Below are 16,813 nucleotides of genomic sequence, written 5' to 3'. Positions count from 1 at the left end.
GCGTAAGTAGCTTTGAAATCAGCCGCTTGAAACCAGCGGCTAACAGGTATTCTCTCCGGATCTTGACCCCGGCAGGAGCAAACATGACGGATGTAAGTGTAACCCTTTCAGATGCCGCAGCAAAACGAATCGCGGCAATTGTCGGTACCGAACCGGGCAAGAGCGCGCTGCGCGTTTCCGTGGAAGGCGGCGGTTGTTCGGGCTTTTCCTACAAGTTCGACCTTGTAGATGGTGCGCAGGACGACGATACCGTCGTTCAAAAGAACGACGCAAAAGTGCTGATCGACAGCCTCTCGCTTGTTTACATGGCCGGATCCGAGATCGACTTCGTCGACAACCTCCTCGGCCAATCCTTCCAGATCAAGAACCCGAACGCAGTCGCAAGCTGCGGCTGCGGCACAAGCTTCTCGATCTGATCTCTGTCCCGGGTATCCACATCGAACCGGCCGAAGAATCCCTTGCGGCCGGTTTATAGTCTTGTCCGCGCTCGACGGAGCGCGATACAAGAGGCCGACGAAGCGGAACAGGACACTCCATGAAGATCGCGACCTGGAACATCAACGGCGTCAAGGCGCGCATCGACAATCTCATGCAGTGGCTGAAAGACTCCAATCCCGATATCGTCTGCCTGCAGGAGATAAAGACGATCGACGAGGGCTTCCCGAGGCTCGAAATCGAAGCCATGGGCTATCACGTCGAGACGCACGGCCAGAAAGGCTTCAACGGCGTCGCGATCCTCTCCAAGACCAAGCCTGATGAAGTAAGCCGCGGGCTGCCCGGCGATCCGCTCGACGAGCAGGCTCGCTTCCTGGAAGCCGTCTTTTCGCTGCCGGGCAACCGCGTCGCGCGCGTCTGCTGCCTCTACCTGCCGAATGGCAATCCTGTTGAAACCGAGAAATACACCTACAAGCTCGCCTGGATGGAGCGGCTGCGTTCATTCGCAGCCGAGCGGCTGGCCTACGAGGAAATCCTGATCCTGGCCGGCGACTATAACGTCATTCCGGAGCCTCATGACTGCTTCGATCCGAAGGTCTGGGAGAACGACGCGCTGTTCCTGCCGCAAACACGCCAGGCATTCCGTCGACTTGAAGGCCTCGGACTGACGGATGCCGTGCGCGCCACGACGGACGCCGTCCAACTCTACTCATTCTGGGATTATCAGGCCGGTGCCTGGCAGAAGAACAACGGCATTCGTATCGACCACCTGCTGCTTTCGCCGGAGGCTGCCGACCGCATGACGTCCTCGGCGATTGAGAAGCATGTCCGCGCCTGGGAGAAGCCATCGGACCACGTACCTGTCGTGGCCTACTTCGATTTCGCGGCCTGAGCCTGGCGCCCCGCGACCGTTCAGATCACTTGCGCGGGCTCGCCGTTCGCGCGGCATTAATCGGCGCCGTTGACGCCGATTTTATGAGAAAGCGCGACAGCCGAGCGGCGGTCGCTTTCGGTCGCAACGGAGAAGGCCTGTTCCTGCAGTGACTCCATCCAGCCACAGTCCTTCGGCTTGCAACGGTCGAGAGCGGCGGTCATCAGCGCAAGCCCGTTGGCCGCCTGCCCTTCCTGGAAAAGGATATTGCCGAAGACCGCCATAGCGCCGGGATGGCCGCTCTTGCGGGCCTGGTTGAGCCACTTCTTCGCCTGCTGTGCACTGGTGCTGCCGCCTTCGCCCGCCAGCATCATCTGCGCCAGCTGGAACTGGGCCTCGGGTACACCGAATGTGGATGCAACCTGGAAGTAGAGCTGACGCGCCTGGCTGAGATCAGTCTTAACAGGGCTGCCGGGAATGCCGTGCTTGTAATAGTTGGCAAGCGACAGAAGCGCGTTGACGAAGAAGCCGGTATCTTCGGAGCCGGGCTCGACGCCCTGCTGCGCAATCTCGCTGTAGATCTTGAAGGCTTCGAAGTCATCCTGCGCGACGCCATCGCCGTCGGCATACATGTTGGCGAGCGCCCAGCGTGAACCCGTATGCCCCTTCTCGGCCGCGTATTTATAAGCTTCGACCGCTTCTTCCTTCTGACCGTTCTTGTAGGCCTTGAATCCAAACTTGAAGAGGTCGAAGGGACCGGACTCCTTCGAAACGCCTGACTTGATGTCGAATGCGCTTGCTGGCGATGCAATTGCCGCGCAACAGGCAATGGAAAGCCCCATGAGCAGCAGTCTGAAGGGTCTGGACTCGGACGTCAGCATTTCACTCGGTTTCTTTCGCTTCCCATCAGCGCAGACTTTCGATCCGCGGATGCATTCCTCCCGGCGAGCGATCCCGCGGTGGGCTCAAAGGCCCCCTTGCCCGCGTCGCATCCAGCCTTTCGCCCTCCATCGAGAGCCTCAATTCCAAGTACATCGCCCCTGTCCGCCCGCTGTCCGGCGCGGCCCGTCCGCGATGCCATCTGCCTCACTCCCGCGGGCCCAGCTATTCGCCTTTCCGCCGTCAAAAAAAAGGTAATCACCAATTGTGACCAAACCTGTGTCGATGTTACTGGAAGCCGATTCCAATGACGCCGATCGATCTGAACACGAGAAGAAAGAGAAGCTTGGAAGCGCAACGTCAGAGCGAACTTCTGAGGCGGAATCGCCTTGCGGGAAAAGGAAACTGGCGCGGACAACGGCATCTTTGCCGGAAGCTTCACCGATCCTGTTTGTACCCGTTACGAACTCGCTCATCGTACTCTTTTACGCGCACCCTATGCCTGTCATTCCCTCGCCCGCCTATAGCGCTGCGCCTAGTTTGTGGCGGGAAATGGACAATTTGGCCCCGAGATCATCTTACTCAAATGCTGGTAAAAAACTGTTGCTGAATCGTCACAAAATGAGACGCGGAAACCCCATGCTTAACGAGGTGTACATAAAGAAAAGCCCGGCGGTTTTGCCGGGCTGATCTGAGGCTCGTCTTTGAAACTTAGAATTTCACCTTGATGCTGGTCGAAACGGCAGCCACAAGATCGTTGCCGAAGTCGTAAGAGACGTCATTTCCATAGGTGACACCATCTTGTACGAGCACACCGGACGAACCGCTTGTCAGCACGCCGAGCGCGCCGGCAACACGCCATTCAATGTTGTCGGTCGGGCTATAGGCAGCGCCGACCCCAACCGTCCAGCTGTCCGTCTGAGAGCCGTAGCCGTGGCTCGTGCCGCGATCCCAGGTCAAGCTGACAGCACCGGTCCACTGCTCATTGAACTTGTGACCGATGCCACCTGTAACGGTCCAGCCGTCCTGATAGAGCAGGTCAAGCGACGTCAGCTTGGTCGAGCTGGTTGAAGTACAAGCCCTCCCCTTTGTGGCAACTGGGCAGAGCGGAATCGACTGGAGGACGCTCCAGTTAGTCCACTTCACGGACCCAAATGCCAACCAATCTGGCGCAATTCCGCTTTGGACCTTTAACTCCAACGAGTCCGGAGCTTCTGCCGCGCCGAAGACATTTGTGACGCGGCCATAAGGAGCAGCATTCAGGGGCGCGAATGGCGCCCGGACCTGCGTCAGGTCAACCGTGCCGCTCAGGCTGTCGTACTTCACGCGGCTGTTGTAGACCAAGCTGGTACGCACCCCGTATTCCGGGATTTCATAAGCTATACCAGTCCGCCATCCCCAGCCGTTGTCCTCGAGATCCAACCGACCGACGCCGGTTCCAGTGCCAAGCGCGATAGGCAGGGTACTTACCAAACGCTCTTTAAAGCCTTCCACCTCTTGATAGAAAGCGCCGCCAATCAAGCGAAGCTGGCCAGGGCCGACATCAAACTTGTACGAGCACGTGGTCGCATAGTTGTGTGTTTCGATTTTCGTTTCGATGTTGTTGTTGGCGCCCGCCCAGTTGATACCCGGGTTGGTATGCGCGCCGAAGGGCTCCGAATAGTCGAAGAGGCAGTCCACATCCTCGTATCCGACCTTGAAACCAAGATACGGGACTGCGTAATTCTCCGTCTCATCCGCTGAGTGCGACCTGCTATTGAGGTTTCCGCCCCCCGTGAGTGCTGACGTGTTCGTGTCCCTCACATTCTTGAGTTCACGCTGCGGCATGACGTAGATCACGGCCGCCTGCGCTGAAAAACGCGACTGATCAAACAGCAGATCGATATTGTAGCCACCGCGATCAAGGCCGCCCGCGAAGGACGGCTGCGCCAGCGTTGAAAATAGGGCAAGCGATAGAACGCCGGCAGAAGTCATACGAGATGCCAAGGTGTCTCCCCCACTCAGGCAATTGCAACGGCCGGACTGTGCAGGCGATGCCGATAAATGGCAACTTTGTGGCGGTGCGTGATTGGAAACTGAGCTAACGGATGTTTTACGTAAAATATTGACGGGCACGTCAATATTTCCAAAATGTGGAATAAAATTCTACTATCGGTAAAATTACCCACCCTTTGAGGGTGACCATTCCACACTAGCTCAGTCGTGTAACACGGAAACAACACTCATATTTTTCGCCAGCGGCGGCCGGAAACCGTGTGGAATCAAGGCAAGGCGCTGTGGATATGGGTGAATCCGAGAGGGAATTCGACGCGTCGCGTTGGACGTCAACAAAAAGGCGCCCGATTCGACATCGGACGCCTTAAAATTTCATACTACCAGGCGTTGGATTCAGCCGGCCTCGGATACACGCGCCAGTGCAACCCGCAGGCTGGCGGTCTGGCCTTGCAATTCCTCCAGTCGATCGCGCTCGGCAGCGACTACCTCAGGATTGGCATTGGCGACGAACTTCTCGTTCGACAGCTTGCCATTGATGCGCGCGATCTCGCCATCGGCCTTGGCAATTGCCTTCTCAAGGCGCGCCTTCTCGGCCGAAAGATCGATCAGCGTGCCGAGCGGCAGGCAGACAGTCGCTTCGGCAACGACGATCTGCGCAGCGCCCTTCGGCGCCTCGCTCGCCAGTGAGATAGCGTCGACACGGGCAAGACGCTTGATCGCGGCGTCATGCCGGACAAGCCGCTCGCGCGTCAGGCTATTGGCGCCGACGACAACCAGCGGCGCGACGGCTGACGGCGGGACGTTCATTTCGGCGCGAACGGAGCGGATGCCGGAAACCAGATCGATCAGCCAATTAATTTCATCGGCCGCGGCATCATCGGCATAGGACGGCGCCGGCCACTCGGCATGGCAGATCAGCGTGTCGCGCTCGAGGCCCTCGCCTGCGGTGTGCGCCCAAAGTTCTTCCGTCATGAATGGCATGAAGGGATGCAGGAGCTTGTAGATCTCCTCCAGGATATAGGCGGCGCAAGCCTGCGCTTCCTTCTTGGCGCCCTCGTCCGTGCCATTGAAGACCGGCTTCAGCAGCTCGAGATACCAGTCGCAGACCTGGTTCCAGACGAAGCGGTAGAGCGCGCCCGCCGCATCGTTGAAACGGTAGGATTCCAGGGCTTCCGTTACGTCACGTTCCGTGCGGGCAAGCTCCGTCAGAATCCAGCGGTTGATCGTCAGTTCGGCGGCTTCGGGCACGAAGTGCGGATCGCTCTTGGCGCCGTTCATCTCGGCAAAGCGCGTCGCGTTCCAGAGCTTGGTGCCGAAGTTGCGGTAGCCGGCGATACGTGCGGGATCGAGCTTCACGTCGCGGCCCTGCGCTGCCATGATCGCCAGTGTGAAGCGCAGTGCGTCAGCACCATACTCATCGATCAGTTCAAGCGGATCGATGACGTTCCCCTTGGACTTCGACATCTTCTGGCCGTTCTTGTCGCGCACCAGCGCATGAACATAGACCGTGTTGAAGGGCTCGACCGGAACGCCGTCCTCATCCTTCATGAAGTGCAGGCCCATCATCATCATGCGGGCAACCCAGAAGAAAATGATGTCGAAGCCGGTGACCAGAACGTTCGTCGGGTAGTAACGCTCCAGTTCAGGCGTCTTGTCGGGCCAGCCGAGCGTCGAGAAAGGCCAGAGCGCGGACGAGAACCATGTGTCGAGGACGTCTTCGTCACGCGTCAGGATCTCACCCGGCTTGAAATTCTCGAGCAGGTCCTCGACGTAGGCCTTCATTGGGCCTTCGTGCGAGAGATAGTGCTGGATCGCTGCCTGCAGGGCTTCCTCTTCCGTCTTTTCGACAAAGACCTGACCATCGGGACCATACCAGGCCGGGATCTGATGGCCCCACCAGAGCTGGCGGGAAACGCACCACGGCTGAATGTTTTCCATCCACTCGTAATAAGTCTTGTCCCAGCTGCGCGGAACGAGCTTGGTGCGGCCCTCGCGAACCGACGCGATCGCCGGCGCTGCGAGCGTCTTGGCGTCGACGTACCATTGCTCCGTCAGGCGCGGCTCGATCGGAACACCACCACGGTCGCCGTGTGGAACCATGTGCTTGTGCGGCTCGACCTTGTCGAGCAGGCCACCCTCTTCGAAGATGCGGACAATGATCCTGCGGGCCTCGAAGCGATCCTTGCCTTCGAGTTCGTCCCAGGCGCCATGCAGGGCTGCGGCGTCCGGAATGCCTTCCAGGAAATCCTCGTTGTCCTTGAGCGTGATCCGCGCATCGGCGGTGAGCACGTTGACAACACGAAGACCGGCACGCTTGCCGACATCGAAGTCGTTGAAATCATGCGCTGGCGTCATCTTGACAGCGCCGGTTCCGGCCGTCGGATCCGGATAATCGTCTGCAACGATCGGAATGCGGCGGCCGACGATCGGCAGGATGACGTGCTTGCCGACGAGCGGCTTGTAGCGCTCATCCTTCGGGTTGACCGCAACGCCGGTGTCGCCGAGCATCGTTTCCGGGCGGGTGGTGGCGACGACGATATAGTCGCGCGTTTCCCATTCAGTCGCTTTGCCCTCGTCGTCGAAGGCAACGGGATGCTGATAAGTGACGCCGGGTTCTAGCGGATAGCGGAAATACCAGAGATTTCCGTTGACCTCGTGCTGCTCGACCTCGATGTCGGAGATCGCCGTCAGGAGCTTCGGATCCCAGTTGACCAGGCGCTTATCGCGATAGATCAGGCCTTCCTTGTAAAGGCTTACGAAGACTTCGAGAACCGCAGCGGAGAGACCTTCGTCCATCGTGAAGCGCTCTCGCGACCAGTCGCAGGAGGCGCCGAGGCGTTTCAGCTGGTTGAAGATAAGGCCGCCCGATTCCGCCTTCCATTCCCAGACCTTCTCGATGAAGGCTTCGCGACCCATGTCGCGGCGGCCCGGCAGCTGCTGTTCCATCAGCTTGCGCTCGACAACCATCTGGGTGGCGATACCGGCATGGTCCATGCCTGGCTGCCAGAGAACGTCCTTGCCGCGCATGCGCTCGAAGCGGACCATGACGTCCTGCAGCGTGTTGTTCAGCGCGTGGCCCATATGCAGCGAGCCGGTCACGTTCGGCGGCGGGATGACAATGGTGAAGGTCTCAGCGCCCGGCTTGGCATTTGCGCCCGCCCTGAAGGCGTCCGCCTCATCCCATTTCGCAGCGATTTTCGGTTCAACGGCAGCGGAATCGTAGGTCTTGTCGAGCATTTGGGGACCAAAATCTGGAGGTTCTTAGATGCGGGTTGTAAATAGGATGGCTTCGGGCAAGTCAATAAAAAAGCCGCTCCGGAGACCGGAGCGGCTTTTTGAGAAAAGACGTTTCCGATCAGCGGCGCGGGCCGCGCGCCACGCGCTCGATCTCTTCGCGCACGAGACGCTCAACCAGGGTCGGCAGATTGTCATCCAGCCAGTCGCGCAGCATCGGGCGCAGCATATCTTCCGCGATCTCATCGAGCGAGCGACGCTGTGCGCCATCGACGACGGCAGCAAGCTCCTCAAAGGAACGGCTGACTTGAAGGCCCGCGTCATGCGAGAGCAATGCCGGCTGCTGCTCATCCTCAACGCGGCGCGGCGGTGTGTCTTCCACCATCGGCTCGGCAATGGCAGGAACGGAAACTTCTGTCGCCTGGACAATCGCGGATCGCGGCTCCACGGCGATAGCCTGAGGCATTTCGAACGGTACTTCCACGGGCGGGCGCACAGCGACGACTTTCGGCGCGGGAGCTGAAATGGGGGCCGTAGCGGCTTCAGCAGGTTGCGAAGCCCTTGGAGCAGAAACCAGAACCTCGCCAACAGTCTCCAGCGCCTCGGTCCTCAGTTCCGCGGCCTGCCGAAATGCCGGCGGCACTTCGCGCTGCAACTGGGCAGCGTTCCGCTCCGACGCTGCTCGGACGCGCGCAGCGACATCCGCCAGAGACATGGCGCGCGGCTGCGCCTCCGGCAGAGGAGCCGAGCCTGCCGAATTGGCGGCAACGAAACGCGGATCGGGCTGAGGGACTGTTTCAGGGAATTCCACGCCAGCGTAAGTCTCGTCCACCGTCAAATGGATGTCCGAGTCGCGATCATCCTCATCGGCGCCATAAACTGCCGGGAGCGAAGCGGAGAGCGCCCTGCCTGCACCCGGGTCATTGCTTTCGATGATCTGGCGGATCGATGCCAGAATCTCTTCCATTGACGGTTCACGCGCTACACTTGGCTGAGCCATATCTATCCCCGTTATTCCGAAAAACGACCGGATTGCGTGGAATGGGCATCCGAATCACCCCTACCTTAGGATAGCCGATGATTGAAAAAAATCATCGCGAATCAAATGAATGCTGCCATGCACAGCTTTCTGCACGCTGGCCTGGCAACCCCGAAATTCGATGGATGGAAAAGAAAAACGGGCGCTAAGGGCGCCCGTTGAAAGTCAGTGATCGCAGCTACGATCAGAACACGAATTCGCGCGCCTTGGCAAAACCAGGAAGCGGCTTAACAGAGGCGTTGAAGTAGACGTTTTCGGAAATGGTGCCGCGCTCGCTCACAAAAACCTTTGCACGCGCCGAACCGCCGTAACCCTGTACCGTGACCAGACGGCCGCCGTCACGAAGCTGCGACAGCAAGGAAGAAGCAACCTCCTCGACAGAACCGCTGACAAAAATGAGATCATAAGGAGCGCCTGACGGGCTGCCGGCATTGAGCGGGCCAGTGACAACAGACACGTTTGTGTAGCCGGCAAGGTTGATCTTGGCTTCCGCCGCAAGCGTTTCGTCCTCTTCAACCGCGATCACCGTACCGGCAAGCTGCGAAAAAAGAGCCGATACGTAGCCGCTACCGGCACCGATCTCGAGTACGACATCATCCTTCGTGACCGCCGCAAGCTGGAGCAGCTTTGCAAGCGGCGACGGCTGCATCAGATAACGCGCCGGCTTGCCGGACGCTGCCGGACAGATTTCGACGTCACGATCGATATAGGCAAGCGCCTTCGCCTTCTCTGGAACGAAAGCCTCGCGCGGCACCGTGAGGAAGGCCGTCAGCACTGAATGCGAGGTGACGTCCGTCGTGCGGAGCTGGTTGTCGACCATGTTTGCGCGTGCTGATTCGAAATTCATCATGTCCTCTCGCTCGGTAGAAGCGGCTTTGTCTGGACGTCTCTTAATCTCAGCACACTGGCCTTTCAAGGCTTCGCGAATGCCTGCGGCAAGAATTCGGGGTGCGAGCATTCCCGATGCGGGCCCGCAGCCACCCTTCGTGGAACAAACGAGCGCGCTGTGATATTATTGCAACCGGAGGAACAGAGGAGGAGTAGGCCATGCTGAACATCATCGAATATCTCTCATTGTTCGACTTCTTCATCATCGCAACGCTGATCGGCATCTTCTGCTGCGGCCTTTTCGATCGTGAAACGAGCTAACTAACTGCCTTCAGGCCAATGTCAGTTTTTGTCCCGATAGTGTCGTTTCCTTGGGATTCGACGGATGTGACATGGCAATCAAACCACTCGTGCTGGGCGGCTTCTTCATCGGCGCGCTGCTGGCGATCATACTCCTTATCCCCTTTGTGAGAGTCAGCGCCCCGAGTGTCGCGACAACCGGCGTGTCACCAATGCCGTCACTGCAAAGGGTCAACTGAACTGCAAGCCGCGGCGTGGGTGACGAGTGGACCGTTGAGAAGTTCTTTTTAGGCAAGAACAAACGACGAAACCTACCTTTAAGCACCAATGGCGGCCGTCGAATGGGACCTATATCGTGTCGCGGTCGATCCCGGAGCCTCCCCAGCCCCTCCCCGATCGACAACCCGGCCGGGGCCGAAAACAGCCGCGGCCGGGGCCGCTCGGTTTGCCGGTGAAGGCTACTGCAGTTCGGTTTCCTCTTCTATGTCGACGAGAATGCCGTGGCGCAACGCCTCTTCCTGCGCCTCTTTCAGGGCCTCCTCGATCAGCATGACAAGCATCTCGGCGTGGAGTTCACGCTCGGCCATCTCGCGCGCCACACTTAAGGCAAAGATCAGTTGCGGTATTTTGGTCGCCGACATCATAGGCGCTCCTCAGAATTGAGGGTAAACCTTAGCGCCCTATCGAAAACCCAGCAATCGCCGATTTGGTCATGGAAAGCATGCACCAAATCTAACACCTTGCGGATTTTCACTATGCCGGTGGAGAAAAATGTCGTCGGAGCTTAAATTTGGAAGGAAGGCGTCCAGAAGCGTTCGGCCCCGACCGCCAAGATGCTCGGCAAGATCACGTAATCATGATCCGGGAGGGGGCGACCAACTTGGCCGCCCCCTCAGCATTGCTGGGACAGAAAACTTACCCCCGCCCTGTCTGCCGTGGGCAGCGAAATGGAGCTGATCAAGGAGTGGGTCCGATACCTTCAACGCCTTATCTTGTCCCCGGCAGACCAGCAAAAAGAACATAGCTCCGTTGTAAGAGCTGTCACAGATGGACCTAGGTCCTAGTCCGATTGGAGTAAGTGGGTTGGCGAGCTCGCTGCAAATAAATTCCCCAGGATCGAAACGGCAGGAGACTTACTGCCGGCTGGCGATTGAACAGCAACCTGAAAACCGGAATAAGACGCCGGCGCCCGACAAGACTTGGCGACAGTCACCGCAGCCGAGTCACAAAATCCGACTGCAAATCAATATCTTACGGATAGAAAATTAAGATGGAGGCCTCGCCCGGAATTGAACCGGGGTACAAGGATTTGCAGTCCTCTGCGTCACCACTCCGCCACGAGGCCTCACTGCGCTTCATTCACCGAAGCGTTGGCGGGCATTTAGAATGAATAGAAATTGAGTGCAAGGGGGTTATTAAAAAACCGGCAGGATTTCCAATCGATATGCCCGCCGGTTTCTATGATCAACCATTAGTATGGTGAGTAGCACTGCCGCCGCGGGCCATAATACGGCTGATAGGTGTTGTCATATGCGCGATAGGAGCGGTAACGGCTGTAACACCAATCGACGTGCGAATTGCCGACCGGGTAGGCCCGTGGCTGAGCAATCAGTCCGCCGATGATCGCGCCCGCCGCCAAGCCACCGATCAGTGCGCCGGCATCGTTGTCGTAATGGCGATAGTAATCATTATGATAGTAACGCCCACCATAATGGCCATGCCGGTAACCACCGCAACGATAGAAGCTGCAGCGGTCGTAGTTGCGGCTGTTTCTGGCGCCGGAATCTCCAAACTCACCGCGGCTTTGAGGTGAATGCTCGTCACCCGAATTTTCGGCGAAGGACGGTCCGATGCCGGACAGGCCCGTCGCAATTGCCAATACCAGTACCGCAAGCTTCCTCATTCCAGCACCTTCTCATTTCCTGCATGTCTCGCGCCAGAAAACGCTTAGAACTTTAACGCTCAGATAAGTTTCAAGTTCCCTCACGCCCGTTGCAAAGCGCGACCGAAAAGAATCTTGGCCGGTGCAATTGTGACACTTTTATTGCAAGTCCCGCCAATTTATGACGGGCTTCTAAAAATTCTCAAACGGATGGATTGAATGCTCAACTGGTTTCGCAAACTTCTACCACGGGAAGACCGGTTCTTTGACCTCTTTGCCCAGCATTCCCAGACGATCGTAGGGGCGGCGGAAGCGCTGAACGAATTGCTTGCCGGCAAGGACACCGAGCGGCATTGCGATCGGATCGTCGCACTCGAAAACGATGCCGACGAGATCACCCGCGAGGTGCTACTCGCGGTTCGCCGAAGCTTCATCACACCTTTCGACCGTGTCGATATCAAGGATCTGATCCAGTCGATGGATGACGCGATCGATATGATGCACAAGACCGTCAAGACGATTCGGCTCTTCGAGCAGACCCAATTCGATCCCCGCATGCAAGAAATGGGGGCGGCCATCGTGCAGGCCGCTCATCTCATCGCCGAAGCGATCCCCCTCCTCGACCGCATCAACGCCAACGCCCCTCGATTGATGGCGATTGCCGAGGAAGTCACCCGCGTCGAAGGACGCTCCGATGAGCTGCACGACAATGGGCTGAAGGAGCTTTTTCTCCGTTATGGCGCGTCAAATGCAATGGCATACATCATCGGCAGCGAAATCTACGGCGAACTCGAGAAAGTCGTCGATCGCTTCGAGGACGTTGCCAACGAAATCAGCGGCATCGTGATCGAGAACGTTTGATGGACGCCACTCTCGCCTTTCCACTGCTAGCCGGCCTGATCGCGGTTGCGCTGTTTTTCGACTTCCTGAACGGCTTGCACGATGCTGCGAATTCGATCGCAACGATCGTTTCGACGCGCGTGCTTCGACCTCACTATGCCGTCGCCTGGGCAGCTTTCTTCAATTTCATTGCGTTCCTGTTCTTCGGTCTCCACGTTGCCGAAACCCTGGGAACCGGCATCATCGATCCCAGTATCATCACGCCGCTGGTTATCTTCGCGGCACTGATGGGCGCGATCATCTGGAACATCGTCACCTGGATCTTCGGTATCCCGTCCAGTTCTTCGCACGCGCTGGTGGGCGGGCTGGTGGGAGCCGGCCTCGCGAAAGTCGGCTTCAGCTCAATCGTGTGGAGCGGATTGCTGAAGACAGCGAGCGCGATCGTCATGTCGCCGTTGATTGGGTTCATGCTGGCGCTCTTCCTCGTGCTTGTCGTCTCCTGGATTTTCGTTCGACAGACACCCTTCGCTGTCGACCGCACATTCCGCGTCCTGCAATTCGCATCCGCCTCCCTCTATTCGCTGGGCCACGGCGGCAATGATGCGCAAAAGACGATGGGCATCATTGCCGTGCTCCTCTATTCGCAGGGTTATCTCGGGGGAAGCTTCCACGTACCGCTCTGGGTCGTGCTCTCCTGCCAGACGGCCATGGCGCTTGGGACACTCTTCGGCGGCTGGCGAATCGTTCACACCATGGGGTCGAAGATCACCCGACTGAACCCGATGCAGGGTTTCTGTGCGGAGACCGGCGGCGCGCTGACGCTCTTCGGAGCCACATGGCTCGGGATTCCAGTGTCCACGACCCACACCATCACCGGTGCGATCGTAGGGGTGGGTGCTGCACGCCGCGTCTCGGCAGTCCGTTGGGGCCTGGCAGGCAACATCGTCGTTGCCTGGGTAATCACGCTTCCGGCGGCTGCGCTTATCTCGGCGCTGTTTTATTGGACCGCAGGTTTGTTCAGCTAATCAAGGGGCGGTTTCCGCCTCTTGCTCCACCAGACAGAGAATCGCCGCCGCATCCGGCGAACGAGATGCAAATCGTGCGACAGCACGATGAATCCCAGCGGGAGCATCCAGAAGCCTAAAATGGGCAAGAATCCCAAAACGCCACCCAGGATCAGCAGAATGCCGATCGTCATTCTGCCGAGGCGCGACCGCGGAAACGGAATGCTCACGGAGCCTAGAACGAGATGGCCGGTGTTGTGATTGATGCCAAATCGCTTGGCGCCCGATTTTCCAGTGGTATCATGTGCTTCAGTCATCCACAGGAGATGGGGTTATACAGAGCGAATACAAGCGGATGTCATTTTTTTGAAAAAACCGCTTGGCAAATCGGGCAAGCATTTGTATTAGGCCACTCACACCGCGGCGAGCGGTGATCCCTGGTAGCTCAGCGGTAGAGCATTCGACTGTTAATCGACAGGTCGCCGGTTCGAATCCGGCCCGGGGAGCCAGTTTCAAAGCGCCTGCTTTTGTTGATATTCCAAAAGCAGGCGTTTTCTTTCCCCACTTTTGAAATTGCTTTCGAACGATCGGCTCCTGGGATATTCGCGCCGACGGCCGTGCGCTGTAGTGTTGCCCAGATTTAGCGCTTTGAACTCTTCACGTCCCAATTGTATCCTGAGGTTCGACGCATTGCGTGTCTCAGGTAATTGGAGAGGGGCAATAGCAATGAAACGCATGTTCCTTCTGGCCGCGGCGCTATGTGCGGTCGCTGCGCTGGCCGGCTGTCACAGTCCGACTCCTGATACCGATGTCAGACGGCCGGAAATTCCCGCGGGGAGTGCAACGGTGAGAGCCGGCTTGCTCCACGCGAAGCAGCAGCAACAGAAACAACAGCAGCCGCTGACCAATTTCCAGACCCGTTGCCAGCGAATGAACGACACCACGCATTGCCAGACGTCGAACTGAGCATCTTTCGATCATGGCTGGCTAACCATGAGGATCTCTTTCCCCACTCTCAGGCGTATCGCTACAGACCAGCACCTTGCTCTTCGCCGACCAAGACCCTGCAGCCGTTCGGCCCAACCAATGGCGGCTCCACAAATCCCAGCTCCAGCACCTACGCGGGCGACTGTACGAGCGGCGATAACGGCACACCCGATCACTGTCGCGCCGGTTGACCCAACGCATCACGCCCCAGCCAAAGGCCATGGATTGCCGGGTGCGGCACATGCAAATTCGGGCGTTGATACCCCCCCCGGCGGCGAGAGTGGCGCATCAATCAGTGACGTTTGCCATGAATACGATAACTGATCGGGCCGATATAGCTGGCCTCCAAAAGGGCCGGGATAACCGGCCCTCCTCTTGCGCTGGAACCTCTCGAAAATTCTCGACGACGGCCGAAACGTCTGATCCACGCGAGCCCCTGTTTCGTTGCAGGAGCAAGATGCCGATGCGAGATCGCCTAGCCGAATTTGGCCGGAGGCGAATTTGTCACTGGCCAGAGACTTCGATTTCAGGTTAGACTATGCTGGTACACTGGCCGAAATGGCGCGAGCGCTTTTTGGTCGGCACAGGAGCGTGTTCGCCCATTGGGCTTTGATAAACGCTTCGAACGCCTCTTGGAATTCTGTTTATTGTGAGCAGGCTTCCGCGCTAAAAACATAGACGTCCGCCAGGCCGTCTTTATCGCGGAGCTGACGAGAGCGGGTGGCGGCCTGTTTGACAGATGACCTCCTGTCTGGCCGCCATCCGCCTCGTCTCTGCCGCAGACAGCAACGGCTACTCTGCCGGATGCGCCATACCTGGCCGTGCGTGCTTTTCCAACGGCCGCTCCCGCCAGCCGGTCGAGCGATTCACCAGCCAGAAATAGAGATTATAAGGCAGCAGATTGACGAGCTTCATCATGTAGGTGAAACGCTTCGGGAAAGTAATCTCGAAACGCTGAGACTTTAGTCCCGCCGAAATCTGTTCGGCAGCCTCCTCGACCGAGACCAGCGAGGGCATGTGAAATTGGTTTCTCTTCGTTGCAGGCGTATCGACGAAGCCAGGATTGATGAGCTGGATGCGGATGCCCATCTTGTCGAGATCGAATTTCAGGCTCTCCGCCATGTTAATCAACGCGGCTTTCGTAGCGCCGTAAGCGGCACCGGTCGGCAGCCCGCCATAGCCTGAAACCGACGAGACGATGGCGATTTGCCCCTGCCCCTTCTCCTTCATGTGCCTTACGGCCGGGACAAGGCAATTCACAACACCCTGCAGATTGACAGCAAAGCTCCGCTCAAAATCTGAAAGCTTCAACTCTTCCGCGTGGATAGGCAAATAAACGCCGGCGTTGAAGATCGCTAATGCCAGCGCACCGTGCTCATATTCGATCGAAGCAAGCACATGCTCCATGTCCTCGGGATTGGTGACATCACCATCGAGCACGATGATGCTGCCGGACAGATCGGAAGCCTCAGCCTGCAATTCGGCAAGCTTTTCATGATCGCGAGCGGTGACAGCCACCTTATATCCGTCCCCCGCAAGCTTCAGTGCCAAGGCTCGCCCAATTCCCGAATTCGCGCCGGAAATCCAGGCTACTCCATGTTCAGGACGAGCGACGAAATCTTGCATGGCACATATCCTCCGGGCTGTTTTCTGAACGTCAAAACAGGTCCGGGAGTTCCTCGCCATCTCCCGGATTCAAGGCATATCACGCTATTGTGGCTGCTTTCAGCCGATCAGGTCGCCGATGATTTGGCGGAAGGAGCCTGTCAGTTTGATCGGCGCGTCGAGGACCGAAAACGCGACGCATGGACGGTCCCTTTCGGCAATCGGTCGATGGTCGACACTCTCGTCGGCGACCGAGATATCACCGGGTCCGAAATGGCCGCGGCTGTCGCTGAATGCGCCATCCAGGACCAAGGTGAGTTCCATACCCTTATGAGTGTGCGCGGGCAGCGCGCGGCCAGCCTTGATCCACATCAGGCTGACTTCGCAGCCATCGATGTCGGTTGAGTATTGCTTGAAGCCCGGAAGCTTCGTTTTCCAGGGCACAGTGTCCAAGTCGTAACCGACGAGATCGCGAATCGCTTTCGGGAAGAAACCTTTTTCCATCCGCAGATTCGTTGCTGTGTGGTTTTCGGCGGGCAGCGCGGAGGAGAAGACGGCCGCGAGCCGCGTAGCGCGGTCACCGATCGCAGCCTCCGGTATCTGCTCGAGAGCCTCGCCGGCCAGGAATTCGAGATCACTCACCAGCAAGCGATGATCCGGCTTCATTTCGAGATGCGATTCCACCAGCACTCGCGCCGGCTGAGGAAGAGATCCGGCGACATAGTGCGCCATCAGTACATCGACCGTGTCGATATGCTCGTGAACCATGACGGTTTCGGTCATTTCCGCTTTTAGAGATTGCTTTGTTGTCATCCGTACGTTGAAAGTCAATCTCCGGATCACAAGGGGCGCAGACGGCTCCGGTTCAGTGCCCCTCGACCACGATGAAGTCTAATTTTATCGCTGCGCTCAAA

16 protein-coding genes, 2 tRNA genes and 1 pseudogene are annotated in these 16,813 nt (G+C 58.0%); 8 read left to right on the top strand and 11 right to left on the bottom strand.

The features are described from left to right. Positions 1-83: 83 nt before the first annotated feature. Both erpA and xth read left to right on the top strand, forming a co-directional pair. The gene (gene erpA / locus NBG89_RS06250) at positions 84-416 is read left to right on the top strand and encodes an iron-sulfur cluster insertion protein ErpA (RefSeq protein ID WP_431322112.1); all 333 of its coding nucleotides are present in this window, start codon (positions 84-86) and stop codon (positions 414-416) included. Between the two features lie 119 nt (positions 417-535). Further along, the gene (gene xth, locus NBG89_RS06245; protein WP_431322111.1) at positions 536-1,327 is read left to right on the top strand and encodes an exodeoxyribonuclease III; all 792 of its coding nucleotides are present in this window, start codon (positions 536-538) and stop codon (positions 1,325-1,327) included. Between the two features lie 56 nt (positions 1,328-1,383). Here the strand turns inward: xth and exoR are convergent, their stop codons facing one another. The 5 genes from exoR to NBG89_RS06220 form a co-directional block, all read right to left on the bottom strand. Beyond that, positions 1,384-2,187: an exopolysaccharide production regulator ExoR gene (gene exoR, locus NBG89_RS06240; protein WP_431322110.1), complete on the bottom strand. Its 804-nt coding sequence runs from the start codon at positions 2,185-2,187 to the stop codon at positions 1,384-1,386. Positions 2,188-2,896: 709 nt separating this feature from the next. Further along, positions 2,897-4,171: an outer membrane protein transport protein gene (locus tag NBG89_RS06235; protein ID WP_431322109.1), complete on the bottom strand. Its 1,275-nt coding sequence runs from the start codon at positions 4,169-4,171 to the stop codon at positions 2,897-2,899. A gap of 402 nt (positions 4,172-4,573) precedes the next feature. Beyond that, positions 4,574-7,417 carry a valine--tRNA ligase gene (locus NBG89_RS06230; RefSeq protein ID WP_431322108.1) on the bottom strand — a complete coding sequence of 948 codons (2,844 nt, stop codon included), beginning with the start codon at positions 7,415-7,417 and terminating at the stop codon, positions 4,574-4,576. Positions 7,418-7,535: 118 nt separating this feature from the next. After that, positions 7,536-8,414 (bottom strand): DUF2497 domain-containing protein, encoded by an 879-nt coding sequence (locus tag NBG89_RS06225; protein WP_431322107.1) that lies wholly within the window; start codon positions 8,412-8,414, stop codon positions 7,536-7,538. 223 nt (positions 8,415-8,637) lie between these two features. Continuing rightward, on the bottom strand, positions 8,638-9,303 hold the full coding sequence (locus tag NBG89_RS06220; protein WP_431322106.1) for a protein-L-isoaspartate O-methyltransferase family protein: 666 nt from the start codon (positions 9,301-9,303) through the stop codon (positions 8,638-8,640). Positions 9,304-9,673: 370 nt separating this feature from the next. Here NBG89_RS06220 and NBG89_RS06215 point away from each other — a divergent pair, with 370 nt between their 5' ends. After that, positions 9,674-9,820, top strand: coding sequence for a hypothetical protein (locus NBG89_RS06215; protein ID WP_189637253.1), 147 nt, complete (start codon positions 9,674-9,676; stop codon positions 9,818-9,820). A 219-nt stretch (positions 9,821-10,039) separates the two neighbouring features. Here the strand turns inward: NBG89_RS06215 and NBG89_RS06210 are convergent, their stop codons facing one another. The 3 genes from NBG89_RS06210 to NBG89_RS06200 form a co-directional block, all read right to left on the bottom strand. Next, a complete protein-coding gene (locus NBG89_RS06210) occupies positions 10,040-10,225 on the bottom strand; it encodes a hypothetical protein (RefSeq protein WP_431322105.1) in 186 nt (61 codons plus the stop codon). A 627-nt stretch (positions 10,226-10,852) separates the two neighbouring features. Then, positions 10,853-10,926, bottom strand: a tRNA-Cys gene (locus tag NBG89_RS06205). Between the two features lie 126 nt (positions 10,927-11,052). Then, entirely contained in the window at positions 11,053-11,484 is a 432-nt protein-coding gene (locus tag NBG89_RS06200) for a BA14K family protein (RefSeq protein ID WP_431322104.1), read from the bottom strand. Between the two features lie 198 nt (positions 11,485-11,682). Between NBG89_RS06200 and NBG89_RS06195 the strand changes: the two genes are divergently transcribed. Both NBG89_RS06195 and NBG89_RS06190 read left to right on the top strand, forming a co-directional pair. Next, a complete protein-coding gene (locus NBG89_RS06195) occupies positions 11,683-12,324 on the top strand; it encodes a DUF47 family protein (RefSeq protein ID WP_431322103.1) in 642 nt (213 codons plus the stop codon). Further along, a complete protein-coding gene (locus NBG89_RS06190; protein ID WP_431322102.1) occupies positions 12,324-13,328 on the top strand; it encodes an inorganic phosphate transporter in 1,005 nt (334 codons plus the stop codon). The genes NBG89_RS06195 and NBG89_RS06190 overlap by 1 nt, the downstream gene beginning before the upstream one ends. Here NBG89_RS06190 and NBG89_RS06185 read toward each other — a convergent pair. Next, the gene (locus NBG89_RS06185; protein ID WP_431322101.1) at positions 13,325-13,624 is read right to left on the bottom strand and encodes a hypothetical protein; all 300 of its coding nucleotides are present in this window, start codon (positions 13,622-13,624) and stop codon (positions 13,325-13,327) included. The two genes, NBG89_RS06190 and NBG89_RS06185, sit on opposite strands and share 4 nt — an antisense overlap. Before the next feature lie 117 nt (positions 13,625-13,741). On the opposite strand from NBG89_RS06185, the gene NBG89_RS06180 reads away from it, so the two are divergent. The 3 genes and pseudogenes from NBG89_RS06180 to NBG89_RS06170 all read left to right on the top strand — a co-directional run. Next, positions 13,742-13,816 (top strand) — tRNA-Asn (locus NBG89_RS06180). A gap of 217 nt (positions 13,817-14,033) precedes the next feature. Continuing rightward, on the top strand, positions 14,034-14,273 hold the full coding sequence (locus NBG89_RS06175; RefSeq protein ID WP_088694768.1) for a hypothetical protein: 240 nt from the start codon (positions 14,034-14,036) through the stop codon (positions 14,271-14,273). Positions 14,274-14,751: 478 nt separating this feature from the next. Further along, a pseudogene (locus NBG89_RS06170) lies at positions 14,752-14,944 on the top strand (SAM-dependent methyltransferase); the annotation flags it as partial. A 142-nt stretch (positions 14,945-15,086) separates the two neighbouring features. Here NBG89_RS06170 and NBG89_RS06165 read toward each other — a convergent pair. Both NBG89_RS06165 and NBG89_RS06160 read right to left on the bottom strand, forming a co-directional pair. Beyond that, complete coding sequence (locus NBG89_RS06165) at positions 15,087-15,920, bottom strand: SDR family NAD(P)-dependent oxidoreductase (RefSeq protein ID WP_431322100.1); 834 nt, start codon at positions 15,918-15,920, stop codon at positions 15,087-15,089. A gap of 99 nt (positions 15,921-16,019) precedes the next feature. Next, the gene (locus NBG89_RS06160; protein ID WP_431322099.1) at positions 16,020-16,682 is read right to left on the bottom strand and encodes a ChrR family anti-sigma-E factor; all 663 of its coding nucleotides are present in this window, start codon (positions 16,680-16,682) and stop codon (positions 16,020-16,022) included. Between the last annotated feature and the right edge of the window lie 131 nt (positions 16,683-16,813).

Source organism: Rhizobium sp. YTU87027, assembly GCF_050644135.1.
Taxonomy (GTDB): domain Bacteria; phylum Pseudomonadota; class Alphaproteobacteria; order Rhizobiales; family Rhizobiaceae; genus Rhizobium.
The sequence above is the reverse complement of the archived record's forward strand: the minus strand, read 5'-3'. Positions and strand labels throughout refer to the sequence as shown.

Bases quoted from the DNA above. Each gene is read 5' to 3' on its own strand.
- xth (WP_431322111.1), top strand. From the start codon at position 536: ATGAAGATCGCGACCTGGAACATCAACGGCGTCAAGGCGCGCATCGAC.
- NBG89_RS06210 (WP_431322105.1), bottom strand. From the start codon at position 10,225: ATGATGTCGGCGACCAAAATACCGCAACTGATCTTTGCCTTAAGTGTG.
- NBG89_RS06175 (WP_088694768.1), top strand. From the start codon at position 14,034: ATGAAACGCATGTTCCTTCTGGCCGCGGCGCTATGTGCGGTCGCTGCG.
- NBG89_RS06160 (WP_431322099.1), bottom strand. From the start codon at position 16,682: ATGACCGAAACCGTCATGGTTCACGAGCATATCGACACGGTCGATGTA.
- NBG89_RS06200 (WP_431322104.1), bottom strand. From the start codon at position 11,484: ATGAGGAAGCTTGCGGTACTGGTATTGGCAATTGCGACGGGCCTGTCC.
- erpA (WP_431322112.1), top strand. From the start codon at position 84: ATGACGGATGTAAGTGTAACCCTTTCAGATGCCGCAGCAAAACGAATC.
- exoR (WP_431322110.1), bottom strand. From the start codon at position 2,187: ATGCTGACGTCCGAGTCCAGACCCTTCAGACTGCTGCTCATGGGGCTT.
- NBG89_RS06225 (WP_431322107.1), bottom strand. From the start codon at position 8,414: ATGGCTCAGCCAAGTGTAGCGCGTGAACCGTCAATGGAAGAGATTCTG.
- NBG89_RS06195 (WP_431322103.1), top strand. From the start codon at position 11,683: ATGCTCAACTGGTTTCGCAAACTTCTACCACGGGAAGACCGGTTCTTT.
- NBG89_RS06165 (WP_431322100.1), bottom strand. From the start codon at position 15,920: ATGCAAGATTTCGTCGCTCGTCCTGAACATGGAGTAGCCTGGATTTCC.
- NBG89_RS06230 (WP_431322108.1), bottom strand. From the start codon at position 7,417: ATGCTCGACAAGACCTACGATTCCGCTGCCGTTGAACCGAAAATCGCT.
- NBG89_RS06220 (WP_431322106.1), bottom strand. From the start codon at position 9,303: ATGATGAATTTCGAATCAGCACGCGCAAACATGGTCGACAACCAGCTC.
- NBG89_RS06215 (WP_189637253.1), top strand. From the start codon at position 9,674: ATGGCAATCAAACCACTCGTGCTGGGCGGCTTCTTCATCGGCGCGCTG.
- NBG89_RS06185 (WP_431322101.1), bottom strand. From the start codon at position 13,624: ATGACTGAAGCACATGATACCACTGGAAAATCGGGCGCCAAGCGATTT.
- NBG89_RS06190 (WP_431322102.1), top strand. From the start codon at position 12,324: ATGGACGCCACTCTCGCCTTTCCACTGCTAGCCGGCCTGATCGCGGTT.